25 protein-coding genes are annotated in these 22,542 nt (G+C 67.4%); 4 read left to right on the top strand and 21 right to left on the bottom strand.

Annotation, left to right across the window (positions count from 1 at the left end; translation table 11 throughout):
* Window positions 1-2: 2 nt before the first annotated feature.
* Window positions 3-473: an Lrp/AsnC family transcriptional regulator gene (locus tag LO762_RS04325; RefSeq protein ID WP_230612625.1), complete on the top strand. Its 471-nt coding sequence runs from the start codon at window positions 3-5 to the stop codon at window positions 471-473.
* Between the two features lie 7 nt (window positions 474-480).
* Here LO762_RS04325 and LO762_RS04320 read toward each other — a convergent pair whose 3' ends face one another.
* From LO762_RS04320 to rpsB, 8 genes are all read right to left on the bottom strand, one after another.
* A complete protein-coding gene (locus LO762_RS04320; protein WP_230612623.1) occupies window positions 481-900 on the bottom strand; it encodes an HIT family protein in 420 nt (139 codons plus the stop codon).
* Window positions 901-909: 9 nt separating this feature from the next.
* Window positions 910-1,695, bottom strand: coding sequence for a DivIVA domain-containing protein (locus LO762_RS04315; RefSeq protein ID WP_230612622.1), 786 nt, complete (start codon window positions 1,693-1,695; stop codon window positions 910-912).
* A gap of 20 nt (window positions 1,696-1,715) precedes the next feature.
* A complete protein-coding gene (rlmN, locus tag LO762_RS04310) occupies window positions 1,716-2,906 on the bottom strand; it encodes a 23S rRNA (adenine(2503)-C(2))-methyltransferase RlmN (protein ID WP_230612621.1) in 1,191 nt (396 codons plus the stop codon).
* Window positions 2,907-2,920: 14 nt separating this feature from the next.
* On the bottom strand, window positions 2,921-3,760 hold the full coding sequence (locus tag LO762_RS04305) for a phosphatidate cytidylyltransferase (protein ID WP_230612617.1): 840 nt from the start codon (window positions 3,758-3,760) through the stop codon (window positions 2,921-2,923).
* Window positions 3,760-4,317, bottom strand: coding sequence for a ribosome recycling factor (gene frr / locus LO762_RS04300; RefSeq protein ID WP_230612615.1), 558 nt, complete (start codon window positions 4,315-4,317; stop codon window positions 3,760-3,762). The genes LO762_RS04305 and frr overlap by 1 nt, the downstream gene beginning before the upstream one ends.
* A 16-nt stretch (window positions 4,318-4,333) precedes the next feature.
* Window positions 4,334-5,101: a UMP kinase gene (pyrH, locus tag LO762_RS04295; RefSeq protein WP_230612854.1), complete on the bottom strand. Its 768-nt coding sequence runs from the start codon at window positions 5,099-5,101 to the stop codon at window positions 4,334-4,336.
* A 112-nt stretch (window positions 5,102-5,213) separates the two neighbouring features.
* Window positions 5,214-6,050 carry a translation elongation factor Ts gene (tsf, locus tag LO762_RS04290; RefSeq protein ID WP_230612613.1) on the bottom strand — a complete coding sequence of 279 codons (837 nt, stop codon included), beginning with the start codon at window positions 6,048-6,050 and terminating at the stop codon, window positions 5,214-5,216.
* 37 nt (window positions 6,051-6,087) lie between these two features.
* Complete coding sequence (gene rpsB / locus LO762_RS04285) at window positions 6,088-6,987, bottom strand: 30S ribosomal protein S2 (protein WP_230612608.1); 900 nt, start codon at window positions 6,985-6,987, stop codon at window positions 6,088-6,090.
* A 284-nt stretch (window positions 6,988-7,271) separates the two neighbouring features.
* Between rpsB and LO762_RS04280 the strand changes: the two genes are divergently transcribed.
* Complete coding sequence (locus LO762_RS04280; protein WP_230612605.1) at window positions 7,272-7,901, top strand: M23 family metallopeptidase; 630 nt, start codon at window positions 7,272-7,274, stop codon at window positions 7,899-7,901.
* A 233-nt stretch (window positions 7,902-8,134) separates the two neighbouring features.
* Here LO762_RS04280 and dprA read toward each other — a convergent pair whose 3' ends face one another.
* Both dprA and LO762_RS04270 read right to left on the bottom strand, forming a co-directional pair.
* Window positions 8,135-9,139: a DNA-processing protein DprA gene (gene dprA, locus LO762_RS04275; RefSeq protein ID WP_230612602.1), complete on the bottom strand. Its 1,005-nt coding sequence runs from the start codon at window positions 9,137-9,139 to the stop codon at window positions 8,135-8,137.
* A gap of 1,745 nt (window positions 9,140-10,884) precedes the next feature.
* A complete protein-coding gene (locus tag LO762_RS04270) occupies window positions 10,885-11,571 on the bottom strand; it encodes an ATP-binding protein (RefSeq protein ID WP_255684547.1) in 687 nt (228 codons plus the stop codon).
* A gap of 74 nt (window positions 11,572-11,645) precedes the next feature.
* On the opposite strand from LO762_RS04270, the gene LO762_RS04265 reads away from it, so the two are divergent.
* A complete protein-coding gene (locus LO762_RS04265; protein WP_230612598.1) occupies window positions 11,646-13,319 on the top strand; it encodes a recombinase family protein in 1,674 nt (557 codons plus the stop codon).
* Between the two features lie 79 nt (window positions 13,320-13,398).
* On the top strand, window positions 13,399-14,571 hold the full coding sequence (locus LO762_RS04260; RefSeq protein WP_230612596.1) for a hypothetical protein: 1,173 nt from the start codon (window positions 13,399-13,401) through the stop codon (window positions 14,569-14,571).
* 87 nt (window positions 14,572-14,658) lie between these two features.
* Here LO762_RS04260 and LO762_RS04255 read toward each other — a convergent pair whose 3' ends face one another.
* From LO762_RS04255 to trmD, 11 genes are all read right to left on the bottom strand, one after another.
* Window positions 14,659-14,937 carry a hypothetical protein gene (locus tag LO762_RS04255; RefSeq protein WP_230612594.1) on the bottom strand — a complete coding sequence of 93 codons (279 nt, stop codon included), beginning with the start codon at window positions 14,935-14,937 and terminating at the stop codon, window positions 14,659-14,661.
* A 235-nt stretch (window positions 14,938-15,172) separates the two neighbouring features.
* Window positions 15,173-15,433, bottom strand: a complete 261-nt coding sequence (locus LO762_RS04250; RefSeq protein ID WP_230612592.1) for a hypothetical protein — start codon at window positions 15,431-15,433, stop codon at window positions 15,173-15,175.
* A complete protein-coding gene (locus tag LO762_RS04245) occupies window positions 15,406-16,326 on the bottom strand; it encodes a helix-turn-helix transcriptional regulator (protein ID WP_230612591.1) in 921 nt (306 codons plus the stop codon). The genes LO762_RS04250 and LO762_RS04245 overlap by 28 nt, the downstream gene beginning before the upstream one ends.
* Entirely contained in the window at window positions 16,327-16,839 is a 513-nt protein-coding gene (locus LO762_RS04240) for a DUF6879 family protein (protein ID WP_230612589.1), read from the bottom strand.
* Window positions 16,840-17,518: 679 nt separating this feature from the next.
* Window positions 17,519-18,550, bottom strand: coding sequence for a YifB family Mg chelatase-like AAA ATPase (locus tag LO762_RS04235; RefSeq protein ID WP_230612587.1), 1,032 nt, complete (start codon window positions 18,548-18,550; stop codon window positions 17,519-17,521).
* Window positions 18,550-18,906, bottom strand: a complete 357-nt coding sequence (locus LO762_RS04230) for a YraN family protein (RefSeq protein WP_230612585.1) — start codon at window positions 18,904-18,906, stop codon at window positions 18,550-18,552. Before LO762_RS04230 ends, LO762_RS04235 begins: the two co-directional genes overlap by 1 nt.
* 148 nt (window positions 18,907-19,054) lie before the next feature.
* Entirely contained in the window at window positions 19,055-19,363 is a 309-nt protein-coding gene (locus LO762_RS04225; protein ID WP_123662559.1) for a DUF2469 domain-containing protein, read from the bottom strand.
* A complete protein-coding gene (locus tag LO762_RS04220; RefSeq protein WP_308103281.1) occupies window positions 19,353-20,069 on the bottom strand; it encodes a ribonuclease HII in 717 nt (238 codons plus the stop codon). Before LO762_RS04220 ends, LO762_RS04225 begins: the two co-directional genes overlap by 11 nt.
* A gap of 137 nt (window positions 20,070-20,206) precedes the next feature.
* Window positions 20,207-21,100: a signal peptidase I gene (gene lepB / locus LO762_RS04215; protein ID WP_230612583.1), complete on the bottom strand. Its 894-nt coding sequence runs from the start codon at window positions 21,098-21,100 to the stop codon at window positions 20,207-20,209.
* Between the two features lie 206 nt (window positions 21,101-21,306).
* Window positions 21,307-21,660, bottom strand: coding sequence for a 50S ribosomal protein L19 (gene rplS / locus LO762_RS04210; protein WP_230612581.1), 354 nt, complete (start codon window positions 21,658-21,660; stop codon window positions 21,307-21,309).
* Window positions 21,661-21,763: 103 nt separating this feature from the next.
* Window positions 21,764-22,540 carry a tRNA (guanosine(37)-N1)-methyltransferase TrmD gene (gene trmD, locus LO762_RS04205; RefSeq protein ID WP_230612579.1) on the bottom strand — a complete coding sequence of 259 codons (777 nt, stop codon included), beginning with the start codon at window positions 22,538-22,540 and terminating at the stop codon, window positions 21,764-21,766.
* Window positions 22,541-22,542: the final 2 nt, after the last annotated feature.

Below are 22,542 nucleotides of genomic sequence, written 5' to 3'. Positions count from 1 at the left end.
ACATGAGCGAGCCCCCACGCCCAGGCCGCGTCCAGCTCGACGCGATCTCCAAGCAGATCATCGAACAGCTCCAACAGGACGGCAGGCGCTCCTACGCGGCCATCGGAAAAGCCGTCGGGCTGTCCGAGGCCGCCGTACGGCAGCGCGTCCAACGGCTGCTCGACACGGGCGTCATGCAGATCGTCGGCGTCACCGACCCCCTGATGCTCGGCTTCAACCGGCAGGTGATGATCGGCGTCAAGTGCGAGGGCGACCTCAACCGGGTCGCCGACGACCTCGCCGCGATGCCCGAGATCGACTACGTGGTGATCACCGCCGGATCCTTCGACCTCATGATCGAACTCGTCGCGGAGACCGACGAACAGCTCCTGGAGATCCTCGGCCGGGTCCGCGCGGTGCCGTCCGTGCTGAGCACCGAGACGTTCGTCTACCTGAAGCTGCGCAAGCAGACGTACTCCTGGGGCACCCGCTAACGCGCCCTCAGCCGTCCGCCAGGGCCTTCCTGATCCGTTCCGCGTACTCGGCCGCCTCCGCGTCCGAGGCGTACTTGTGCCGTGGCCAGAAGAAGCCGCGCAGCCCGTCCTTCCGGTTGCGCGGCACCACGTGCACGTGCAGGTGCGGCACGCTCTGGCTGATCCGGTTGTTCATCGCCACAAACGTCCCGCCCGCCGCAAGACCCCGCTCAACGCCCCCCGCCACCCGCTGGACGAACCGGAAGAACCCGCCCACCTCGTCCACGGGCAGGTCCGTCAACGTCTCCACGTGCCCCCTGGGCACCACCAGCACGTGCCCCTTGAACACCGGCCGCGCGTCGAGGAACGCCACACCCTCGTCGCCGTCCGCCACCACCCGCGCGGCCACATCCCCCGCCACGATCCCGCAGAACACGCACTCCACCATGCCCCCAGCCTAGACACCGCCACGCGGCGAGGGGACGTCGCGCGCCTCGGACTCCAACGCGGTGGTGAGGGCGCCGCTCGCCCTCTCCTGGGACTCCTCCGACGCCGTCCTGGGCTTCTCCAGGGAGACGGCCGGGGCCGGGACGTCCGGCCGCTCGGGCGGCGCGGCGGGCTCTGCCTTCGCCACGACGGCCGGGGGCTCCGCGACGGGCGCCTCAGGGGCCGGGGGCGGAGGCGAGGCGGGCGGCGGAGACCAGGGGGTCGGGGTGGCACGGGCGGGCTGGAGGTGGTCCAGGGCGGCGGCGAGCTCGTCGAGGAAGCGGTCCACATCAGGCTCGGCGTAGCCGGGCTGGAAGAACACACCGCCGAAGACGGCCTCCCGCACGGCCTGCCCGGAGACGGCGGGCCCCTCGCCTCTCAGGCCCGCGAGGACACGGTCAAGGAAGGCGTCCACCTCGCGCTCGTCATAGGCGGCCCGCACCCTGGTGATCGGGAACTGGGCGTCCTCCACCCAGCGGATCAGCCAGGGGAGCTGCCCCGAGACAGTCTCCACGTAGGGGTCGGCCTCGCCGCGCTCCCGGTGCTCCAACTGCCTGACGTACTCCAGCAGCGCCGCGTCCACCGCGCGCCGGTCGTACCCGTGCAGCACGACGCCGAGCCTCGTCTCCCGCAGCTCGGCCGACGTGATCGGCGGCGCCGGCTCGTCATGGACGCCGAGGGTGCCCTCGATCCTGACGATCAGCGCGTCCACCTCGCTGGCGAAGTAGCCGCGCAGCGCGCGGGGGAAGCGGGCCACCGGGACACTCCTTGGATGCGTCAGCTCTGGGTCGCCGCGGCGAGCTGGCCGCAGGCGCCGTCGATCTCCCGGCCCCGGGTGTCGCGGACGGTCACGGCCACGCCGTGCGCCTGCAGCCGCCGGACGAACTCGCGCTCGTCCGCCGGCCGCGACGCCGTCCACTTCGACCCCGGTGTCGGATTCAACGGGATCAGATTGACGTGTACGAGCTTGCCTTTCAAGAGCTTCCCGAGGAGATCCGCGCGCCAGGCGTGGTCGTTGATGTCCTTGATGAGGGCGTACTCGATCGACACCCTTCGTCCGGATCTGCGGGCATAGCTCCAGGCGGCGTCCAGGACCTCACGGACCTTCCACCGGGTGTTGATCGGCACGAGGGTGTCGCGCAGTTCGTCGTCGGGGGCGTGCAGGGAGACCGCCAGACGCACCGAGAGGCCCTCCTCGGTGAGTTTGTGGATCGCGGGCACCAGGCCGACCGTGGAGACCGTCACGCCGCGCTGGGAGATGCCCAGGCCCGCCGGGGACGGCTCGGTGATCCGGTGCACGGCGCCGAGCACCGCCTTGTAGTTGGCCAGGGGCTCGCCCATGCCCATGAAGACGATGTTGCTGACCCGTCCGGGGCCGCCCGCGACCTCGCCGCGGTTCAGCGCGCGCTGGCCCGCCGCGACCTGCTCGACGATCTCGGCGGTCGACAGGTTGCGGGTGAGCCCTGCCTGCCCGGTGGCGCAGAACGGGCAGTTCATCCCGCATCCGGCCTGGGAGGAGACGCACATGGTGACCCGGTCCGGGTAGCGCATGAGGACCGACTCGAACAGCACGCCGTCGAAGGCGCGCCAGACCGTCTTGTGGGTGTTCCCGCCGTCACAGGCGAGATCGCGCACGGGCGTCAGGAGGTGCGGAAGGAGTTCGGGGACGAGCTTGTCCCGCAGCTTCTGCGACAGGTCCGGCATCTCCGAAGGGTCCGACACGAGACGGTCGAAGTAGTGCCGGGACAACTGATCCGCCCGGAACGGCTTCTCCCCCAGCGCCGCGACGGCCTCACGCCGCTCCGCCACCGTCAGGTCCGCCAGATGGCGGGGCGGCTTGGCACGGCGCGGCCCGGCGAAGATCAGCTGACCGGGACGGCGCGGCGCGACCGCCTGCCGCTGCGCCTCGGGATCGAGGTTCGCGGCTTCGGGATCTTCCTTCGGGGAGGGCGCTACCTGTGCGGACATTCCCCCAGTGTCGCTCATCCCAGCCACTCGAACGACTCGAACAGGATCCAGGCCACCGGAACCGTCACCAGCAGCGAGTCCAGCCGGTCCATCACACCGCCGTGGCCCGGCAGCAGCGTGCCGAGGTCCTTGATGCCCAGATCCCGCTTGATCATCGACTCCACAAGATCGCCGAGCGTCGCGGTGAGCACCACACAGGCGCCAAGGATGACGCCCTGCCACCAGTGGCCGTCCAACCGCCACATCAACAGCAGCGCGCCGACCAGCATGCAGGTGAACGCCGAACCCGCAAAACCCTCCCACGTCTTCTTCGGGCTGATCAGCGGGGCGATCTTGTGCTTGCCCAGATAGGCGCCGACGAAAAAGCCGCCGATGTCACTGGCCACCGTCACCGCGATGAACACCGTGATGCGGTCCGGCCCGTCGGGATGGGCCAGCATGAGCAGGGCGAAGCCCACGAGGAACGGCAGGTACACCATCGTGAACACCGCCGCCGTGGTGTCCCGCACATACCCGTCGGCGCCGTCCTTCATCCGCCAGATCAGCGTGACCAGGACGGTCAGAGCGAGCGTCACCACCATCCCGCCGGGACCCCGGTAGTAGGCGGCGGGCAGCATCGCCGCGCCGCCCAACGCCACCGGGAACAGCGGGACGTTGATGTCCCTGGACCGGAACGCGCCGGTCAGCTCGCGCAGCGCGATCCCGCCGAACACCAGCAGGACCACAAGAAACGATTCGCGCGCCGTGTACAGGGAGGCCAGGACCAGGGCACCGAGCCCGGCCCCGACCCCCACGGCGACCGGTACGTTACGTCCCGGATTGCGCTTTGTTGTGGGCTCCACGGTCCGTGTCATCAGACTTCGAGGAGTTCTGCCTTCTTGTGCTCAAGCATCGCGTCGATCGAGGCCACATAACGCTTCGTGGACTCGTCGAGCTCCTTCTCGGCACGCCGAACCTCGTCCTCGCCCGCCTCGCCGTCCTTGACGAGCTTGTTGAGGGTCTCGTTCGCCTTCCGGCGGATGTTGCGGATCGAGATCCGCGCGTCCTCGGCCTTGCTCCCGGCGATCTTGATGAACTCCCTGCGGCGCTCCTCGGACAGCTCAGGGAAGATCACCCGGATGATCGACCCGTCGTTGCCCGGGTTCACCCCCAGGTCGCTGTTGCGGATCGCCTTCTCGATCGCCGCCATCGAACCCTTGTCGAACGGCTGGATGACGACCATGCGCGGCTCGGGGAGGTGGAAGGAGGCGAGCTGGTTCACCGGGGTGAGGGCGCCGTAGTACTCCACCATGATCTTGTTGAACATCGCGGGGGTGACCCGGCCCGTCCGGATCCCGGCGAAGTCGTCCTTGGCGACCGACACCGCCTTGTCCATCTTCTCCTCGGCTTCGAAGAGGATCTCGTCGATCACTGCTGTGGCTCCCGTCTTAGTTCTGTGCCGGGCTGACGAGGGTGCCGATCTTCTCTCCTCGGACGGCCCGCACGATGTTGCCCTTGCCCATCAGGTCGAAGACCACGATCGGAAGGCCATTGTCCATGCACAGGCTGATCGCCGTCGCGTCCATCACCTTCAGGCCGCGCTGGAGCACCTCGCCGTAATCGAGGCTGTCGAAGCGGACCGCGTCCGGGTTCTTCCTGGGGTCGGCGTCATAGACTCCGTCCACCTGGGTGCCCTTGAGGACGGCGTCCGCGCCGATCTCCAGCGCGCGCTGGGCCGCGCAGGTGTCGGTGGAGAAGAAGGGCTGGCCGAGCCCGGCGCCGAAGATGACCACACGGCCCTTCTCCAGGTGGCGGACGGCCCGGCGGGGGATGTACGCCTCGGCGACCTGGGCCATGGTGATCGCCGTCTGGACCCGGGTGTCCACACCGAGCCGCTCCAGGAAGTCCTGCAGCGCCAGACAGTTGACCACCGTGGAGAGCATGCCCATGTAGTCGCCGCGGGCGCGGTCCATCCCGCGCGCCGACAGCTCGGCGCCGCGGAACATGTTGCCGCCGCCGCAGACCACCGCCACCTCGACGCCCTCGTCGACGGACGTCTTGATCGAGTGGGCGATGGTCTGCACGACCGTCGGGTCGATGCCGAGCGGCTGACCCCCGGCGAACGCCTCGCCGGAGAGCTTCAGCAGCACCCTGCGTGGGCGCCGCGGAACAAGCGGGGAGGCCGTCGCTGCGTCGGTCTCTGGATTCTCGGGCACGGCGACGGCCTCCTCGGTATTGCTCACGTACTGTCTTCAGTTTCTCCCATCAACGGTCCGCGTCCACCGGCGGGGCGGCGCGGACCGTGACGGGGGCGGTACCGTCGGTGGCTTACGCCTGGCCGACCTTGAACCGCACGAACCGCTCGACCTTGACGCCGGCCTCGTCGAGGAGCTTGGCGATGGTCTTCTTGTTGTCCTTCACGAACGCCTGCTTGAGCAGGACGAAGTCGCTCAGGTAGGAGTTGACGCGGCCCTCGACGATCTTGGCGATCGCGGCCTCGGGCTTGCCCTCCTCGCGGGTCTTGGTCTCGGCCAGGGCCCGCTCCTTCTCGATCACGTCGGCCGGGATCTCGTCGAAGGAGAGGTACTTCGGCGCCATCGCGGCGATCTGCTGCGCGACGTCCTTGGCCAGGTCCGCGTTCTCGGCCGAGAGCTGGACCAGCACGCCGGTGGTCGGCGGGAGCTGCGGGTCCGACTTGTGCAGGTAGCTGGCCACGTACGGGCCGGTGAAGTGCGCGAAGCGGCGCAGCTCCAGCTTCTCACCGATCGTCGCGGAGTTCTCCTCGATCAGGGCCTGGACGGTCTTGCCCGGCTCGATCTCGGCGCCCAGCAGGGCCGGGACGTCAGCGGCGCCCGACTCGGCCGCGAACTTCGTGATCTTGTCGGCGAGAGCCACAAAGGACTCCAGCTTGGCCACGAAGTCCGTCTCGCAGTTGAGCTCCAGCAGGGTGCCGTCACCGGAGCCCTGGAAGTACTCGGCCACCAGGCCGTTGCCGGCGGTGCGCTCGGCGCGCTTGCCCACGTCCTTGGCGCCCTTGAGACGCAGGATCTCGACCGCCCTCTCGAAGTCGCCCTCGGACTCGGTCAGCGCGTTCTTACAGTCCATCATGCCGGAGCCGGTGAGCTCACGGAGCCGCTTGACGTCGGCGGCGGTGAAGTTCGCCATGGTGATGACTCTCTCTGTCGTCGTCGGGGAGGAGGACTTACTCGGCGGCCGGAGCCTCGGGCTCCGCGACCTCGGCGACCTCGGCGGCCTCAGCGGCGGGAGCCTCGGGGGCGGCCTCCTCGGGCGCGGCCTCGGCGGCCGGAGCGGCGGCGGCCGACTCGTCGTCCTTCTTGCCCTCGAGCAGCTCGCGCTCCCACTCGGCGAGCGGCTCGGCGACCTCGACGGCCTTGTCCGAACCCCCGCCGGAGCGGGCGAGCAGACCGTCGGCGGCGGCGTCGGCGACGACACGGGTCAGGATGCTGACGGCGCGGATCGCGTCGTCGTTGCCCGGGATCGGGTAGTCGACCTCGTCCGGGTCGCAGTTGGTGTCGAGGATCGCGACGACCGGGATGCCGAGCTTCTTGGCCTCGTTGATCGCGATGTGCTCCTTCTTGGTGTCCACGATCCACACGGCGGAGGGGACCTTCGCCATGTCGCGGATACCGCCGAGCGTCTTCTCCAGCTTGTCCTTCTCCCGGCGGAGGCCCAGCAGCTCCTTCTTCGTCATGCCGGAGCCGGCGACGTCGTCGAAGTCGAGGAGCTCGAGCTCCTTGAGGCGCTGGAGGCGCTTGTGCACGGTGGAGAAGTTGGTGAGCATGCCGCCCAGCCAGCGCTGGTTGACGTACGGCATCCCGACCCGGGTGGCCTGCTCGGCGATGGCCTCCTGGGCCTGCTTCTTGGTGCCGACGAACAGGATGGTGCCGCCGTGGGCCACGGTCGCCTTGATGAACTCGTAGGCGCGGTCGATGTGGGCCAGCGACTGCTGGAGGTCGATGATGTAGATGCCGTTGCGCTCGGTGAGGATGAAGCGCTTCATCTTCGGGTTCCACCGGCGTGTCTGGTGGCCGAAGTGAACGCCGCTCTCCAGAAGCTGGCGCATGGTGACGACGGGAGCCATACCCGTACTCCTTCTACGTTTCGGTTTGCCTGTCACGCCCGGACGCGTCCCGCCACCGCCCGGCACTCGCCGAGCCGTGGACCTGGGAGACGCGCCCCGCCGAAGCGGCTGACGGACGCTGAGAATTCGGCCGACTTCCCCGTGCCACAGACACAGTTCACCCGCCCGTTCCCCCAGTTTAGGGGAACGCACCCCCCGACACCGAATCGAAGCCCTTTCCGGAGTTATCCACAGAACCCCGTTCGGCCCCCCGCGACCCCCAACCCGTCCCGCAGAGTAACCCCATGACCACAACCCACCTCATCCTCATCCTCCTCTCCCTCCAAGCCACCACCCCCTTCCCTCCCAAGCCCACTCCCCACTCAGCAATCGCCCATCTCACCCAAGCCCTCCCCACCCCTCCGCAAGCCGCACTCACCTCCACCTCAAGGGCCGAAGCCGCCCCCGGCTTCCCTCCTCTCCCTTCGCCAGCCCGCTGGCCGCTCGATCCCCCGTTCAAGATCGCCCGCCCCTTCGCCCCACCCGATGTCGACTGGCTCCCGGGCCACCGAGGCATCGACCTCCAAGCCCCCGCAGGCTCCGTAATCCTCTCTCCCGCCCCAGGCACCATCACCCACGCCAGCCCGGTAGCCACCCGAGGCGTCCTCACCCTCACCCACGGCCCCTACCGAACCACCTACGAACCCGTCACCCCCCTCCTCCCAAAAGGCACCACCGTCCCCGCCAACCACCCCATCGCCCTCCTCTCCCCCGCCCCCACCCACTGCCCACCCACCCCCTGCCTCCACTGGGGCCTCCTCCTCAACCAGCCCCCCACCCCCACCTACCTGGACCCCCGCCTCCTCCCCACCCCACCCCCCGTCATCCTCCTCCCCACCCCAACCCCACCCCCACCCGCCCAAGAACCCCACTGACCGGCAAACCCAGCGCGGGCACTGACCGGTAGACCCAGCGCAGGCACAGGCCAGCAAGCCCGCCGCGGGCACAGGCCGGTAGACCCAGCGCAGGCACAGGCCAGTAAGCCCAGCGCGGGCACAGGCCAGTAAGCCCAGCGCGGGCACAGGCCGGTGGGCCCAGGGCGGGCGCAGGCCGGTAGGCCCGGGGCGGGCGCTGGTTGGTGGGTGGGGTCAGGGGGTGGGTGGTGGGGTTAGGGGTCGGGGGTGGGTGGGGTGTGGGGGGTGCGGAGGCGCCAGCCGGTTCGGGTTCGGTCGACGAAGCCGGTGGCGGCCAGGAGGGCGAGGCGGCTTCGGGTGGTGGGGAGGTCGACGGAGGCTGCGGCGGCGATGGCTTCGGCGGGGGCGCCGCGCGGCGTGGCGGGGACGGCCTCCAGGACGGCGCGGGAGTCGGGGTCCAGGTGGTCGCGCGGGAGGACCGGCCTGCCGTCGGGCCGGTCCAGTCCCTCACCGATCGCGCCGACCTCCTCGATGACGTCCTCCGCGCAGGTGACGAGGCGGGTGTGCGGCGGGGCGGCGCGCAGCAGGTCGTGGCAGCCGCGCGACATCAGCGACGTGACGGGCCCCGGCACCGCCATCAGATGGCGGCCGAGGTCACGGGCGTGCCGCGCGGTGTTGAGGGCGCCGCTGCGCAGGTCTGCCTCAACAACGACGGTGCCTTTCGTCAGCGCGGCGATCACCCGGTTCCGCACGAGGAACCGCGGCCGCGTCGGGTGCGCCGTCGGCGGCCACTCGCTCACCAGCAGCCCGGTCGCGGCGATCTCGTCGAACATCGCCTCGTGCCGCGGCGGATAGGCGACGTCAACGCCGCTGGCCAGCACCGCGACCGTCGTCCCGTCCGCGGCGAGGGCACCCCGGTGCGCGGCCCCGTCGACGCCGAGCGCGCCCCCGCTGACCACCGTCCACCCCCGGTCCGCCAACTCCGCGCCAAGGTCCGCCGCGACCCGCGTCCCATAGGGCGTGGCCGCCCGAGCCCCCACGATCGCCACCGACCGCAGGCACACCGCCCGCAGGTCCGCCCGCCCCCGCACCCACAGCAGCAGCGGCGCCGCCTCCCCAAGATGCCCCAGCGTCGTAGGCCACTCCGCGTCCCCGGGCACCAGCACCCGCCCCCCGAACTGCGCACAGATGAACAGCGCCCCCTCCAGGTCAAACGCCCCGGCCCGCATCCGCAGCCCAGCCAACCTCTTCTCCGTCACCCCCACCTCCCGAGGCACCCTCCCGCGCTGCACCGCCGCCATAGCCTCCACCGCCCCCACCTTCTCCACCAACCGCCAAACCCCCACATCCCCCGGCTCCCCCACCCCACTCAACCAAACCCGAGCCACCCTCTCCCCATCCATCCCACTAACCCCTCCCATCAGTTCCCACTCCTCCCGCAAGTCCCATAAATCCCGTAAGCCCCGACCCCACCTACCGCCCCCACACCCCCGCAGCACCACCCCTCCCAAAAAGCCCCAACGTCACACCCAAGGCCGTACAGCAAGGCCCCGACCAGACGAGCCGTGACCCGCCCACGATCCGACCACCCGCCCCGATCACGTCCCGCTGGCGCGGTGCCATCGCGGCCCGAGTAGCCGCCCGCCCCGCTCGCCCAACACCACGCCAAGCCCTCGCCAGACAAGCGCGCCCCGAAGACCAGACCACCGCCGAGCGATCCCAGCGACCAGCACCACGCCCCCCGAGCCGAACGCCGCCCCAGCCGAGCCGTGCCCCCGACACCACAATGTCGCCGAGCAACCACACCGCCCGAGGCGCGTCCCCCGGTCGCGGCGCCCAGGCCATGCTGCCCGACCACGCGCGCCGCGACGCCCGACCACCCGACGCCGCACCTGGGCCAGCCGCTCCGCGACCTGCCAGCCCAGCCACACACCCCGTCTGGCCACGTCCCCGAAGGCGCCGGGCCACCGACCGACGAAGTCGCCCAGCCCACGTCCCGCAGCAGCACCCTGGACAAGTCCAGCAATCCGCGCCGTCCTCCGAGACAGCGCACAGAGGCCACCCACGCCGAGCCGCGGCCTTCTGCCCACATCCAGGGCCTGTGCCCGGCCCTTCGGAAGCAACCGCCCGACCACGCGCACCGTCTGGCCACGTCCCCGAAGGCGCCGGGCCACCGACCGACGTGCCGCCCAGCCCGCGCCCTCAGCCAGTAGCCGCCCGACCACGCGCACCGTCTGGCCGCGCCCCCGAAGGCGCCGGGCCACCGGCCGACGTGCCGCCCAGCCCGTGCCCTCAGGCAGTAGCCGCCCGCGTCCTTGACGACAGGTCGTGGCTCTGCTGAATGGCACGTCGCCCGAGGAGGCTCATCGGCTGGTGGGCTCGGCGGCCGGGGCCGCGTCGTTCGAGTTGTAGCGCCGGGACCGAAGGCGGCCGAGTGAACGGGCCTCGGCGGACCGTGATCCGCTCGGTGAGCCGGGGGCACCGTTGGCCGTCTCGCTGACGACGGGTATGGCCGTCGTCAGCGAGACGCCCGGTCAGCGGTGGGCGATGTCGGGATGAGCCCGCGTCGCCCTAACCGTGGGGCCGTGGTCGACCGTGCGGTGGCTCGCGGGCCGGACCGGCGGTGACTTGTTCGTCTGGGTGGGCGCATCAGGTGGCACCGGGGGCGCGAGGGCCGCTGCGGCGTGGCGGATCGGACGGGCTCCCGCTCGCGTGGACGCGGGCGGGTGGCCGCGCTTGGTCTGGGTCGCGTCGGGTGGCTGCCCGCATGGCTCGACGCGTCGGAGCAGGCTAGGCGCGTACGTCTCATATGAGTTCCAATCTGCCTATTGGGGCTGGCCTGCCCTCGATTGAGAGTGATTGTCGCTTCGTGAACTGGCGGGTCGGCGGACTCGGTTGGTGCGCGTCGCGTCGGGTGGCCGCCGGGGCAGCGTGGCGCGGCGGGGTGGGTCGGCTGCGGACGGTTCATCTGGGGTCCGATCTGTTTGTGGGGATGGGGGGTGGGTTAGGTGGGGTGGCCTTGCCATAGGGCTAGGGCTTCGGCGGTGTCCCAGGGGGCGGGGGTGTCTCGGGAGGAGAGGTCGGCGAGGGTCCAGGCGGTGCGGAGGGCTCGGTCCATGCCTCGGGCGCTGAGGGTGCCGGACTGGAGGGCGGCTTCCAGGGGGAGGAGGGACTCGGGGGGCGGGGGGAAGAGGCGGCGGAGTTCCGGGCCGGGGACCTCGCTGTTGCTGCGCCAGGGCAGGCCGGCCATACGTTTCAGGGAGCGTTCGCGCGCCTCCAGGACGCGGGCCGCCACCTCGGCGGTGGACTCGGCGTTCTCCAGGTCGTAGCGGAGTTCGGCGCGGGTGGCCGGAGCCAGCGAGAGCTTGAGATCGACGCGGTCGAGGAGCGGGCCGGAGATCCGGGACAGGTAGCGGGCCCGGACGGCGGGAGAACAGCGGCATTGGATCACCTTCGCTGCGGCGCAGGGACAGGGGTTGGCGGCCATGACCAGGGTGAACAGGGCCGGAAAACGGATCGTGACCTCGGTGCGGTCGATGCTGACCTCGCCCTGCTCCATCGGCTGGCGCATCGAATCCAGCACCCCGAGAGCGAACTCGGGTGCTTCGTCCAGGGAGCCAGAGTTACACCAAGCCCTCTGGGCCTCTGAGCAGGGCAAACGCACCCTGCTTGGTGAGTCCACCCCAGTCATTTTGAGCGCCGAGACCCTTCGGGGTCCCGCTCACTGACTGAGGCCCCTCCGGGGGTCGTGACTGGGAGCCATCTATGAGCAAGCCGACCAGGCGTCCGCGTGTCCTGGGAGTCGTCCGACTCTCCAACCTGACCGACACCACCTCTAGCCCTGAGCGCCAGAAGAACAAGATCAGCAAATGGGCTGACCTGCACGACGCCGATGTGATCGGCATCGCGGAAGACCTTGATGTCTCTGCCATCACAGCAGGCCCCTGGGAGAGGCCAGAATTCAGGGAATGGCTGAACCGGCCCGATGACTATGACGTCATCGTTGCGTGGAAGCTTGATCGCCTCTCCCGAAAGATGAAGGACTTCTGCGACCTCCTGGAGTGGGCCAAGAAGCACAAGATCCGGATTGTCACTGTTGAAGAGTCGTTCGATCTCGGCACGCCAGCGGGGCGCATGGTTGCCATGGTCCTTGCCGCCTTCGCTGAGTATGAAGGCGAGGTCATCAAAGAGCGTGTGAGGGACGCGTACGACCGCAATATCAAGGCCGGTAACTGGCGTGGTGGCAACGTCCCCTACGGGTACAGGGCCGTCAAGGCTGTAGACCACTGGGAGCTTGAGCACGACCCCGAAACAGCAGCGGTCATGCGCGACATCATTTCGCGCATGCTCAAGGGTGAGTCTGCAAACTCGATCGTGCGGGACCTCAACGAACGCAAGATTCCAGTCTCAAGCGATGCCCAGAGAATTCGTCAGGGCAAGGAACCCAAGGGTGGCCTCTGGCGCGTAGGCAACCTCCTAAAGATGCTCAAGTCCAAGGCACTGCTTGGCCAGTACGAAGCCGAAGGGTCCGAGTACGTCAGGGATGAGGTAGACGAGACCGGAGCAAAGAAAAAGATTCCCCGCAAGGTAATCGTCGGTGACGACGGTATGCCGATTCAGCGTGCCGAACCCCTCATCACCAAGCAGGAATGGGACGCCCTACAGGAGCAGCTCAGCAAGAACAGCTCCGGCAAGACTCACCACAGGACCGGAGGTGCCCCCCTTCGCCAGGTGGCTTTCTGCGCAGTATGCGGCGCGGCCATGTACCGCACCAAGAGCAGGAGCATGTATTACCGATGCTCGTCGGTCGGTGCGACCTCCGCGAAGTGTGGCAATGCTTCGGTCAAGGCCGACTACCTTGAGAACGCGCTAGAGACCCTTCTCTTGGGAATGTTCGGCAAGCTTGAGCGCAAGACGACCGTCTTTATCAAGGGCGAGGACCACACCGAACGCCTTGAGCAGATCCGCCAGACCATGGACGAAGTCCGAGCAGAGAAGGACCGGGGGGACTACAGATACTCCGGAGGCGCTGAGGAGTACAGCGCACGAATCCAGAAGCTTGCAGAACAGCGCATCAAGCTTGAAGCGCTCCCCCAAGTTCCGAGCCGCACAGAAATCATCAGCACAGGCGAAACATTCGCCGACTTCTGGGCTGGCTTGAGCGAATGGGAGAAGGGCAGCTTTTACCGGCAAGCCGGAATCGAGATCCGAGTTCTGCGATGGCCCGGAAAGGTCATCGTTGAGGAAGACACACCCAACTTTGAGGAGATCTCTAGCGGCGCTACGTTCGCCGTCTCGACTTCCTTCCTCGGGAAGACTGTGCATCTGTGCGACATCACGCCTGAGGACAACGCACGTAAGGCAGAGCCCGCATTCGCCGCCAGGTTCGGCGACCTGAGCCGCATCTACGGTCTCGCCACACAACCCCAGGCCGCCTAGCCAAACCGATCCCCAACACCCCTAGAAGGCCCTCAGCCCAAAGCTGGGGGCCTTTTGGCGTATCCAGAGAGGGAACCCCATGCTTGAACGACTCAGCCCAGAAGCCTGGGAGCTTCTGAGGGACGGCACGAACACACGTGTCGAGAGAGCCGACACGACGCACTACCGGCTAGCCATCCACTTCTGCAATGCAGGCATCCCGTATGAGGTCTACGAAACCGAGATGCTCGATCCCGCCAATAGGGGCGGGATTGCTTCCAACGGTTGGCTAGACAGCAAGGCACGCAAGTACTTGAGGGACAAGTATCACTCTGCTCTCAAGCGGGTTGAAGACCACCCACCGATGGCCACACCAGAGGACATCCGGGATCGGCTGTCGAAAACATATGAGCTAGCACAGGCCCATAAATGGGCTGGGCGTGGCGGCAACGCCGAACGCCTTGTCATGTTTGCCTACCTCGATATCGGTATCGAGAGGGGTATATACACACCTAGGCTTGATGTGCGAACCCTGTCTTTGCGGACAGGGCTCAGCACCATGGCAGTGAGTAGGGCTAGGACCCGCCTAGATAAGGCGGGTTGGCTCAAGAAGAAGGGGGAGAAGGTATCTCCCCCTGAGTACGAGATTGTCTCTCCTTCTCTCATTACTGGTACATATGACCTTTACCCCGTAGGGGTTATATGTAACGTTAGTGAGAGAGAGACTGAGGTACTGGCACATGATGTGTTCACCAGAGGTGCCCTGGGGGCAACCTCTGGCCGTCTGTGGGTAGCCCTACAGAGTGAGGCTTACGTGTCTGTGAGACAGGCACGGGAGATGACCGGTCTCAGTGACAATGCCTGCCGCATTGCCCTAGAGAAGCTGGTCGAGGTCGGCCTAGCTGAGAAGGCCGACGGTCGGCCTGTGAAGTACTGGGTTCTAGAAGCCTCTCAGGAGGCGCTAGACGGTATTGCCGAGAGCTTGGGCGTCTCCGGTACCCGAGAGCGCAGAGAGGCCGAATACAAGGCCGACAGAGAGTTTTGGGCCAAGCGCGATCAGCCCTCCACATTCGCTGTGTCGGGTGAAGACTGGTTCCCTGAGATCTTCAACCGGCCTGAGCCGATAGCCCCTACTTCCGAAGAGGATGAAGCCAGGATTGCCGCGTTTGAAGCGGCTACTGCCTTTCTCTCCTGGCGTGCCAGAGAGCCCGACGACCTAGGCCGACGCTGGGAGAAGCACATGACCCGCATGGTGCGGCTTCAAGCCGCCTAGACGCCCCTCATGGGGCCTGAGAGAGCCACAGGCGCACCCATCCATGCCTCTTGGCGACTCAGGCCCCCACCGGGCCGCTGAGAGCCCCTAGGACTCGATCAGCTCCCAGGCCCGCACGGTGTAGCGGGCTCTGTCTGCCTCAGAGAGCTTGTCGCCATCCTCGACACCATCACGGGCCGCGAGGATGCGCGCTACCGCGTTTGTGTCGGCTGCCCATTGCTTGTAGGCCGCCGCTACTGGCGTAGGCCATTCGAGCAAGAGCGTAAGTATCTTGAAATCCAACTCGTAGGCCATCATGAGGCCAAAGAGGTCAAAGAACGACTTCTTCGCCTTCTCCACTGCCTTGTCGAGGTCTGGCTTATTCATCGGCGCACCCAAGCTATCCGCTTAGGGTGGCGGGCTTCTACAGCTCTCATGACCCGCTCTAGGTCCTGGGGATTTTCGGCAGTGATATTCACTGCCTCCGTGGGTATCCAGCACGCACAGGCCCAGAAGACACGATGATAGTCCCCGAAGAGGATGATCCACCCCGGCCATTTAGCTTCAAGCTCTCGGGCTGCTTGCTTTCCCGCTGCGATCCTCTCGGCAAGCTGAATCACGGCTACAGCCTCCCAGGCGACACAAGATAAGCGATCCGCTCCGCTGCCGATTCAATATGCCGCACCGGAGCAATGAGAGAGCCAAAAGAGCCGACGAAGAACAGCTCTCCTTCTGCCTCTCGGCAGGTGACAGCCTCTGGCCGTTGCTCAGGGTTCCTGTGGCCAATCCTCAGGAATACGACGTTGGGACCTTCGATGAGGTCCGACTCAAGGCCCTTGCCTTCAAGAGCCTTCCTCAGCTCCTCAAGGTGTTTTCTCTCCATGCCCCTAAGCTACGGGTGGGCTGTGCTGAGAGGCCAGGATTATTCCCGTACTCGCATAAAGAGCCCTGTCGGTAGGCCGTAGCCCATGTGCTCAGATGTCCTCTAGCTTCATCCCCGAACACGGCAAGCTCCTCATAGAGGGCGAACAGGTTGAGGTGAAACTCAACGTCCCTGGGGTCGCGCATCATGAGCGCGCCATTGAAGTTCTCAGCCGTGGCCAGAGAAGAGTCATAGACGGTGAAGGTGTTGAGAGGCCCCATGTGGGACTGAGTACCAAGAGGGATAACGCCGATCCTGATATTCGCCATGAGTGACAGAGAGGCCAGCCGGTCAATCTGCATAGCCATTTCCGGGGGTGAGCAGAGCGCCCACCTGACAGCGGCCTCTGTGAGGATGAACGTAAAGCTCTTAGAAGCGTTATACAGGATTGCCTGACGCTCTAGCTTCTTGGCTATCGCCTTAGAAGCATCCCCCGGAACATGGGCAAGGCTTGCGCGGATATATTCCGGCGTCGCCAGTAGGCCGGTAATCATCACTGGCAGGAAGAAACGAAAGACCTTCGAGGTCTTTTCAAGACCGACTAGCTCATGCTGCTTCTTCTCCAGGCCCTTTCGCCACAGAGAGCGGACATCCTGAAACTCGGTATTGGCAAGCTTCGCTAGTTCGGTAACTTCCTCAATGACAGATTGCGGAGCGTCTAGCGCCCGCAATATGCGCTCTACATCAACGGCTGTGGGTACAGCCTTCCCCGTTTCAATCTTCGAAATCTTGCTCTGGCTCATTGCACACAGAGAAGCAAGGCGTTGGCCGGTACAACCCTTCGCCTTGCGCAATTCTCGTAGTGTCTTTGCTAGGTCGTCTCTGTTTCGACCTAGTTCTTCTGGTTCTAGCACCTAGCCTTGCCAGTACTCCCTAAAGGGGATAGCCCCGTCAAGGGCGATATCCCGGTAACGCAAGTAGCTTTCAATGTCTGGGTTCTCTACAAGTTCCCGCCCGATCTGCGTTCCATCGGGCCGGTAGAGCATTCTCACGACTGCTTCATCATCGAAGAGGTAGAAGTCATGATCCGGCAATCCGGGATCGTCCTTGCCGGTCAGATCGAGAATCCGAATATCCTCGCCTGCTCTTGCATGGCCCCGGTAGTAATCGAACTCAAATTGCAGGTATTCCGACAGGGGCTGGCGTACTATATGAACCCTGCCAATCGACCTGCCAGAAGCGACGTAGCTGCTCACCTTTTTTGCCCAGCCCGATACATAGTCCTCGGGAAGTCGGTAGCCCTCCCTGAACTGTGCTAGGGCTTCTTCCTCATGCGGCATCGTGTAGACCGGGTGAAGTTCCAAGCGCCATGCATAGCGCTTGAAAGTGCCGAAGTACTCTTGCCATTCATCATCTGCCAAGAACACGGGCAGCCTCCAGGAGAACTGACTTGGGAATGCGGGCAACAATCTCCCCCGGAGGGGTTGAGATTCCCGGCTGGTGATATCCCTGAACGTCAATCATTTCCGGCTCTCCCGGAACAAGCGCGACGGTCGGGCAATCGTTGTTCGCGCAGTCGTCATCTCCGGCACTACATGTACCGCCCGCGATGATTTCTCCGAGCTCCATACCTGCCTCCCGCTAGATCGGTGATCCGTAAACAAGTTAAGGCCACCGTGCAGGCAGGGTCAACGCTTAGCTTGAATATTCCCGTTCAGGAATAACGATAAGCTGAGGGCAGGGCGAAAATACCCCCTATAGGTATTTGGGGGGATTATCGGACGTCCAAAACTCCCAATTCCATACCGACCTAAAGAAGAGTACCCCCGGCGGGGACAAAAGGAGGTCCGAAGGGTTATTACCCCAGGTCCGTACACGTTCCATTCCATGCGCCAATGCGCGCTTCGTTCCGCGCCCCTCATCACGTCACACCCTCAGCCACAGAGCAGCACGGGGCACCGGGGAGTGCTTCCGCATCCTTCGTGCCGACACACGTTCACCCCACCCTCAGCAGGGCTCAGAGGCACGCACACAGTGCGGGCCTGTGCGTGACCCGCGCTCCGGTCTCCGGTCCGCTCAGCAGGGCCTACAGGGGCTCTCAGGCCCTCATGCATACCTATACACAGGGCCCATGCGGGGCCTGTGACCTTGTAGGACTCCCACAGTGTGTAAAACTTGATCCCTGGGGTCGTCGACGAACAGCACGCCGCCGTGCGCGAGGCTGACGGCGCCGGGGCGGACCCGGCGGCCCGAACCGCCGCCGACGATGGCGGAGCGGGACGCGCTGTGGTGCGGGGCGTGGAACGGGGCACGGTCGATGAGGGGCTGGCCGGGCGGCAGGGTGCCCGCCACCGAGTGGATCGCGGTGGCCTCCAGCGCCGTCTGCCTGTCCAGCGGGGGCAGCAGGCCGGGCAGCCGCTCGGCCAGCATGGTCTTGCCGCAGCCGGGCGGGCCGGCGAGGAACAGGTGGTGGCCGCCCGCCGCGCTGATCTCCAGCGCGCGCCGCGCCTCGGCCTGCCCCCGCACGTCGGCGAGGTCGAGCGCGCCGCGCCGCCCGCGTGACGGCTCCCCGGGCAGCGGCGGCCTCGGCGGCTCATCGTCCGGCTCGGGCTCCAGCGGCGGCGGCTCGCCGCGCAGCTCGCACAGCAGCGCCCGCAGCGTGCCGACCGCGACGACCTTGATCCCGGGGACGAGCTCCGCCTCCGGCCGGTTCGCGCGCGGCACCACGACCGTGCGCACCCCCGCCTCGGCGGCCCCGAGGACGGCGGGCAGCACGCCCGGCACGGGACGGACCCCGCCGTCGAGCCCGAGTTCGCCGATCATCACCGGCTCCGCGCAGACGGACGCGGGCAGCACCCCGGCCGCGGCGAGGATCGCCACCGCGATCGCCACGTCGAACGAGGCGCCGGACTTGGGCAGCCCGGCCGGGCCGAGCGCGACGGTGACGTGCCGGACCGGCCATTCCTCGCCCGAGTGCATGATCGCGGCGCGGACGCGATCGCGGGCCTCGCTGAGCGCGGTGTCGGGCAGGCCGACCAGGTGCAGGCCCGGGGTGCCGCTGGTGATCGCCGCCTCGACGTCGACGAGGTACCCGCGGACCCCGACCAGCCCCGTGGACCGGGTGCGGGCGAGCGTCATCACGCCACCTCCCGCCGGTGGTCGACGGTGAAGCCGGGGCCGCGCCCGCCGATCAGGCCGAGCAGGTCGATCCGGATCCGGTCGGGCCTGACCCCGTGCTCCCGAGCCCAGCGCAGTGCCAGACGCCTTAAACGGCGGGCCTTGGCCGGTGTGACGGCCTCGGCGGGATGCCCGAAGGCGACGCTGGTGCGCGTCTTGACCTCGCAGAAGACATGGCGGCGCCCGTCGTGCGCGACGATGTCGAGTTCGCCCTCGGGGCAGCGCCAGTTCCGGGCGAGCACCCGCCAGCCGAGGCTCCGCAGGTAGGCGGCCGCCGCGTCCTCACCGCGCCGGCCCAGTTCGTGGTTGGCGTTCATGCCGATCACCTCCGGGCCTCACACTGCACCCGACCCCGACCGACAAAATCCCCCGAACTAAATTCTGTGGATAACTTTCTTCGCGCCGGGCACGGCGGCCCGCCACGGCAAAAACCGAGAAAAGTGCAAAAGGGAGAAGAGCGACCGGTCAGTTCGGCAGCTGAAGATCCGGTTTGGCGAGTTCCTCGACATTCACATCATGGAACGTGACGACCCGGACGTTCTTGACGAAGCGGGCAGGCCGGTACATGTCCCAGACCCACGCGTCCTGCATCGTCACCTCGAAGTACACCTCGCCGCCCTCAAGCGCCCGCACCTGGAGGTCCACCGTGTTGGTCAGGTAGAACCTGCGCTCCGTCTCCACCACGTACGTGAACAGGCCGACGACGTCACGGTATTCGCGATAGAGCTGCAGCTCCATCTCGGTCTCGTATTTCTCCAGGTCCTCAGCGCTCATCTTCTCCTCCCATCAGCTCATTGTTCACCATGGTCGGGAGCGCGACCACTCCCGAGCCGCCCGCGGCACGCGCGCGGACGTTGACGAAGGAGAAGCGGTGCTCCGGGCAGGGCCCGTGCGCGGTGAGCGCGGCCATGTGCTCCGGCGTGCCGTAGCCCTTGTGCTCGTCGAACCCGTATGCGGGGTACACCTCGTGCAGCCCCTCCATGATCCGGTCCCTTGTCACCTTCGCGACGACGGACGCCGCCGCTATGCACGCCACCGCGCGGTCGCCCTTGATCACGCGAAGGCTGGGCACCTCCAGGCCCGGCACGCCGAACCCGTCGCTCAGCACGTAGGACGGCGGAGTGGGCAGCGCCTTCAGGGCACGGCGCATTCCCGTGACGTTGCTGGCGTGTACTCCCGTCCGGTCGACCTCGGCGGTCGAAATCACGAGCGCCGACCACACGGCCCGAGCGGTGATCTCCTCGTAGAGGGCTTCCCGGCGCGCCGCCGTCAGCAGTTTGGAGTCCGCGAGGCCCGGCACCCGCAGGCCGTCGAGGATCACCGCGGCGACGACAAGGGGCCCCGCGCAGGCCCCGCGCCCCGCCTCGTCGACCCCCGCGACCCGGGTGAACCCGCCGTGCGCCAGCGCCCTCTCGTAGCCGTACATCCCGGCGTCGCGACGCGGCGTGAACCGCAGCGGCCGCCGTAGTCCCGTGATCACGAGCGGTACCGGATGTCGAGCCTGTACATACCCGGAACCTTACGCCCACCGGGGGACATCCACCCAATGCCCGGCGAGATCCCCCGCATCGTGCGGTGTGGATCGGGTCACGGGACCGGAAAGCCCGCGACGCCCGCTCAGAACCGCCTGAGCGGCAGCAGGAAGGGCAGCGCGGCCACGGCCGCGACCCCGCCGCCGGACGGGCCCGCCGGGGCCGCCGACGTGCCGCTCATCCGCGCATAGGCGGACGGGATTCCAAGGATCTGCCAGTGGCTCACCGGCCAGACGACGACGAACGCGCGTCCGATGACGCTGCTCACCGGGATGGTGCCGCTGCCGGGATCGGCCTGGTGCCCGCGCGAATCCCAGGACACCTTCCGGTGGTCGCCCATGACCCACAGCCTTCCGGGCGGCACGACGACGTCGAACTTCTGCGTGGACGGCGCGTTCTGCTCCCCCGAGCCGGGATCCCGGTACAGGTAGGCGCTTTCGTCCAGCGGCGTCCCGTTGATGGTGATCCGCCCTGTCTGGGCGTCGCAGCACACCACGTGGTCGCCGGGGATCCCGACGACGCGCTTGATGTAGTCCTTCTCCCCCGGGACGACGCCGAACGCCGTCCCCACGGCCCGCAGCGCCCGCTGGACGGGGTTGGCGGGCTCGGCGACCTGCACCTCGGGGTCCCAGCTGTCGAGGCCGTTGAAGACGACGATGTCGCCGCGCGCGACCGGCCGCGTCTTGTAGACGAGCTTGTTGACCAGCACCCGGTCGCCGATCTGGAGGGTGGACTCCATCGACGCCGAGGGGATGTAGAACGCCTGGACGACGAACGTCTTGATCACCAGCGCGAGGACGAGCGCCACGCCGATGAGGACGGGCAGCTCCTTCCAGAAGGCGCCGCGCCTCCTCTCCTCGGCGGGGGCCTCGGACCCCTCGGTCTCCTCGCCTTCGCCTGCGGTGACGCCGTCGGTGTCGGAACGCACCGGCCTTCGCTCCTCCCCGGACGCGGTCGGCCCTGGTTCTTCGTCGCTCATCAGGGGTCGAGCCTAGCGCCGCGCGCCGGACGGGTCCGCGCGCCGGTGCCATGACCGGGTCAGGGACGGGCCAAGAACGCCGAACGCCCGCCCCGCGAAGAACACGGGCTGCATTGCTACGGCCCGGGGCCGACCGCTTTGCGAGCCCGACTTCGTCGGGAGCGGCCGACCCCGGGCCGGGCGTGGAAAAGGCGTGGGGGCGTCGACTAGAAGTCGCGCTTCTCCTTGATGCGGGCGGCCTTACCGCGCAGGTTGCGCAGGTAGTAGAGCTTGGCGCGCCGCACGTCACCGCGGATGGTGACCTCGAGCTTCTCGATGGCGGGCAGGTTGAGCGGGAAGGTCCGCTCGACGCCGTAGCCGCCCTTGCTGACCTTGCGGACGGTGAAGGTCTCCCGCGCGCCGCCGCCCTGACGACGGATCACGACGCCCTCGAAGAGCTGGATACGGCTGACCTTGCCCTCGGTGATCCGCACGTGCACCTTGACGGTGTCGCCGGGGCGGAACTCCGGAAGGTCCGACCGCAGCGCGGCCTTCTCGATCTCCTGGATCAGGGTGTGCATGGCTGTCCTTGCTGACTGGCCCGGACCGGAGAGGCCCCAGGAAGCGGAGATGGGGGCGTCAGGTGCGGGGATATGGCTGCTCGCGCGAAGGCGCGCGACCGCACTAGTCTGCCACATCCCCCGGGTGGCGCTCCAAATCGATCGTGTCCAGGACCGCCCTGTCGTGCTTGTCGAGCGACTCGGGGTCCATCCGCGCCAGCAGGTCGGGACGCGACTCGGCCGTCCTACGGAGGGCCTCGTCGCGCCGCCAGCGCGCGATCCTCCCGTGGTGCCCGGACTTCAGCACCGCAGGGACGTCCAAGCCGCGCCACACAGGCGGCTTGGTGTAGACGGGCCCCTCCACGAGGGTCTCCATACGGCCGGGAGCGAAGGAGTCGTCCGAGACGGACTCGGCGTTGCCCAGGACTCCGGGGACAAGCCGGGAGACGGCCTCGACCATCACCAGGACGGCGACCTCCCCGCCCGCCAGGACGTAGTCGCCGATGCTGAGTTCCTCGACCGGCACGACGTCCCGGTAGTGGGCCATGACGCGCGAATCGATGCCCTCGTACCGTCCACACGCGAACACAAGGTGGGACGCGGTGGCCAGTTCACCCGCGACGGCCTGAGTGAACGGCCTGCCTGACGGGGTCGGCACCACCAGTCGGCTCTCCGGCGTCAGGACGTCGTCCAGGGCCTCACCCCAGGGGCCGGGCTTCATGACCATGCCGGGGCCGCCCCCGTAAGGGGTGTCGTCCACGGTGCGGTGCCTGTCATACGCCCAGTCACGCAGATCGTGCACGCCGAACGAAAGCAGCCCCTTGTCAGCGGCCTTCCCCAGAAGGGAGGCGGACAGGGGCGAGAAGTACTCGGGGAAGATCGTGATGACGTCGAAGCGCATGG

This window comes from Actinocorallia sp. API 0066 (genome assembly GCF_020991275.1).
In the GTDB taxonomy this organism is placed as follows: domain Bacteria; phylum Actinomycetota; class Actinomycetes; order Streptosporangiales; family Streptosporangiaceae; genus Actinocorallia.
The sequence above is the reverse complement of the archived record's forward strand: the minus strand, read 5'-3'. Positions and strand labels throughout refer to the sequence as shown.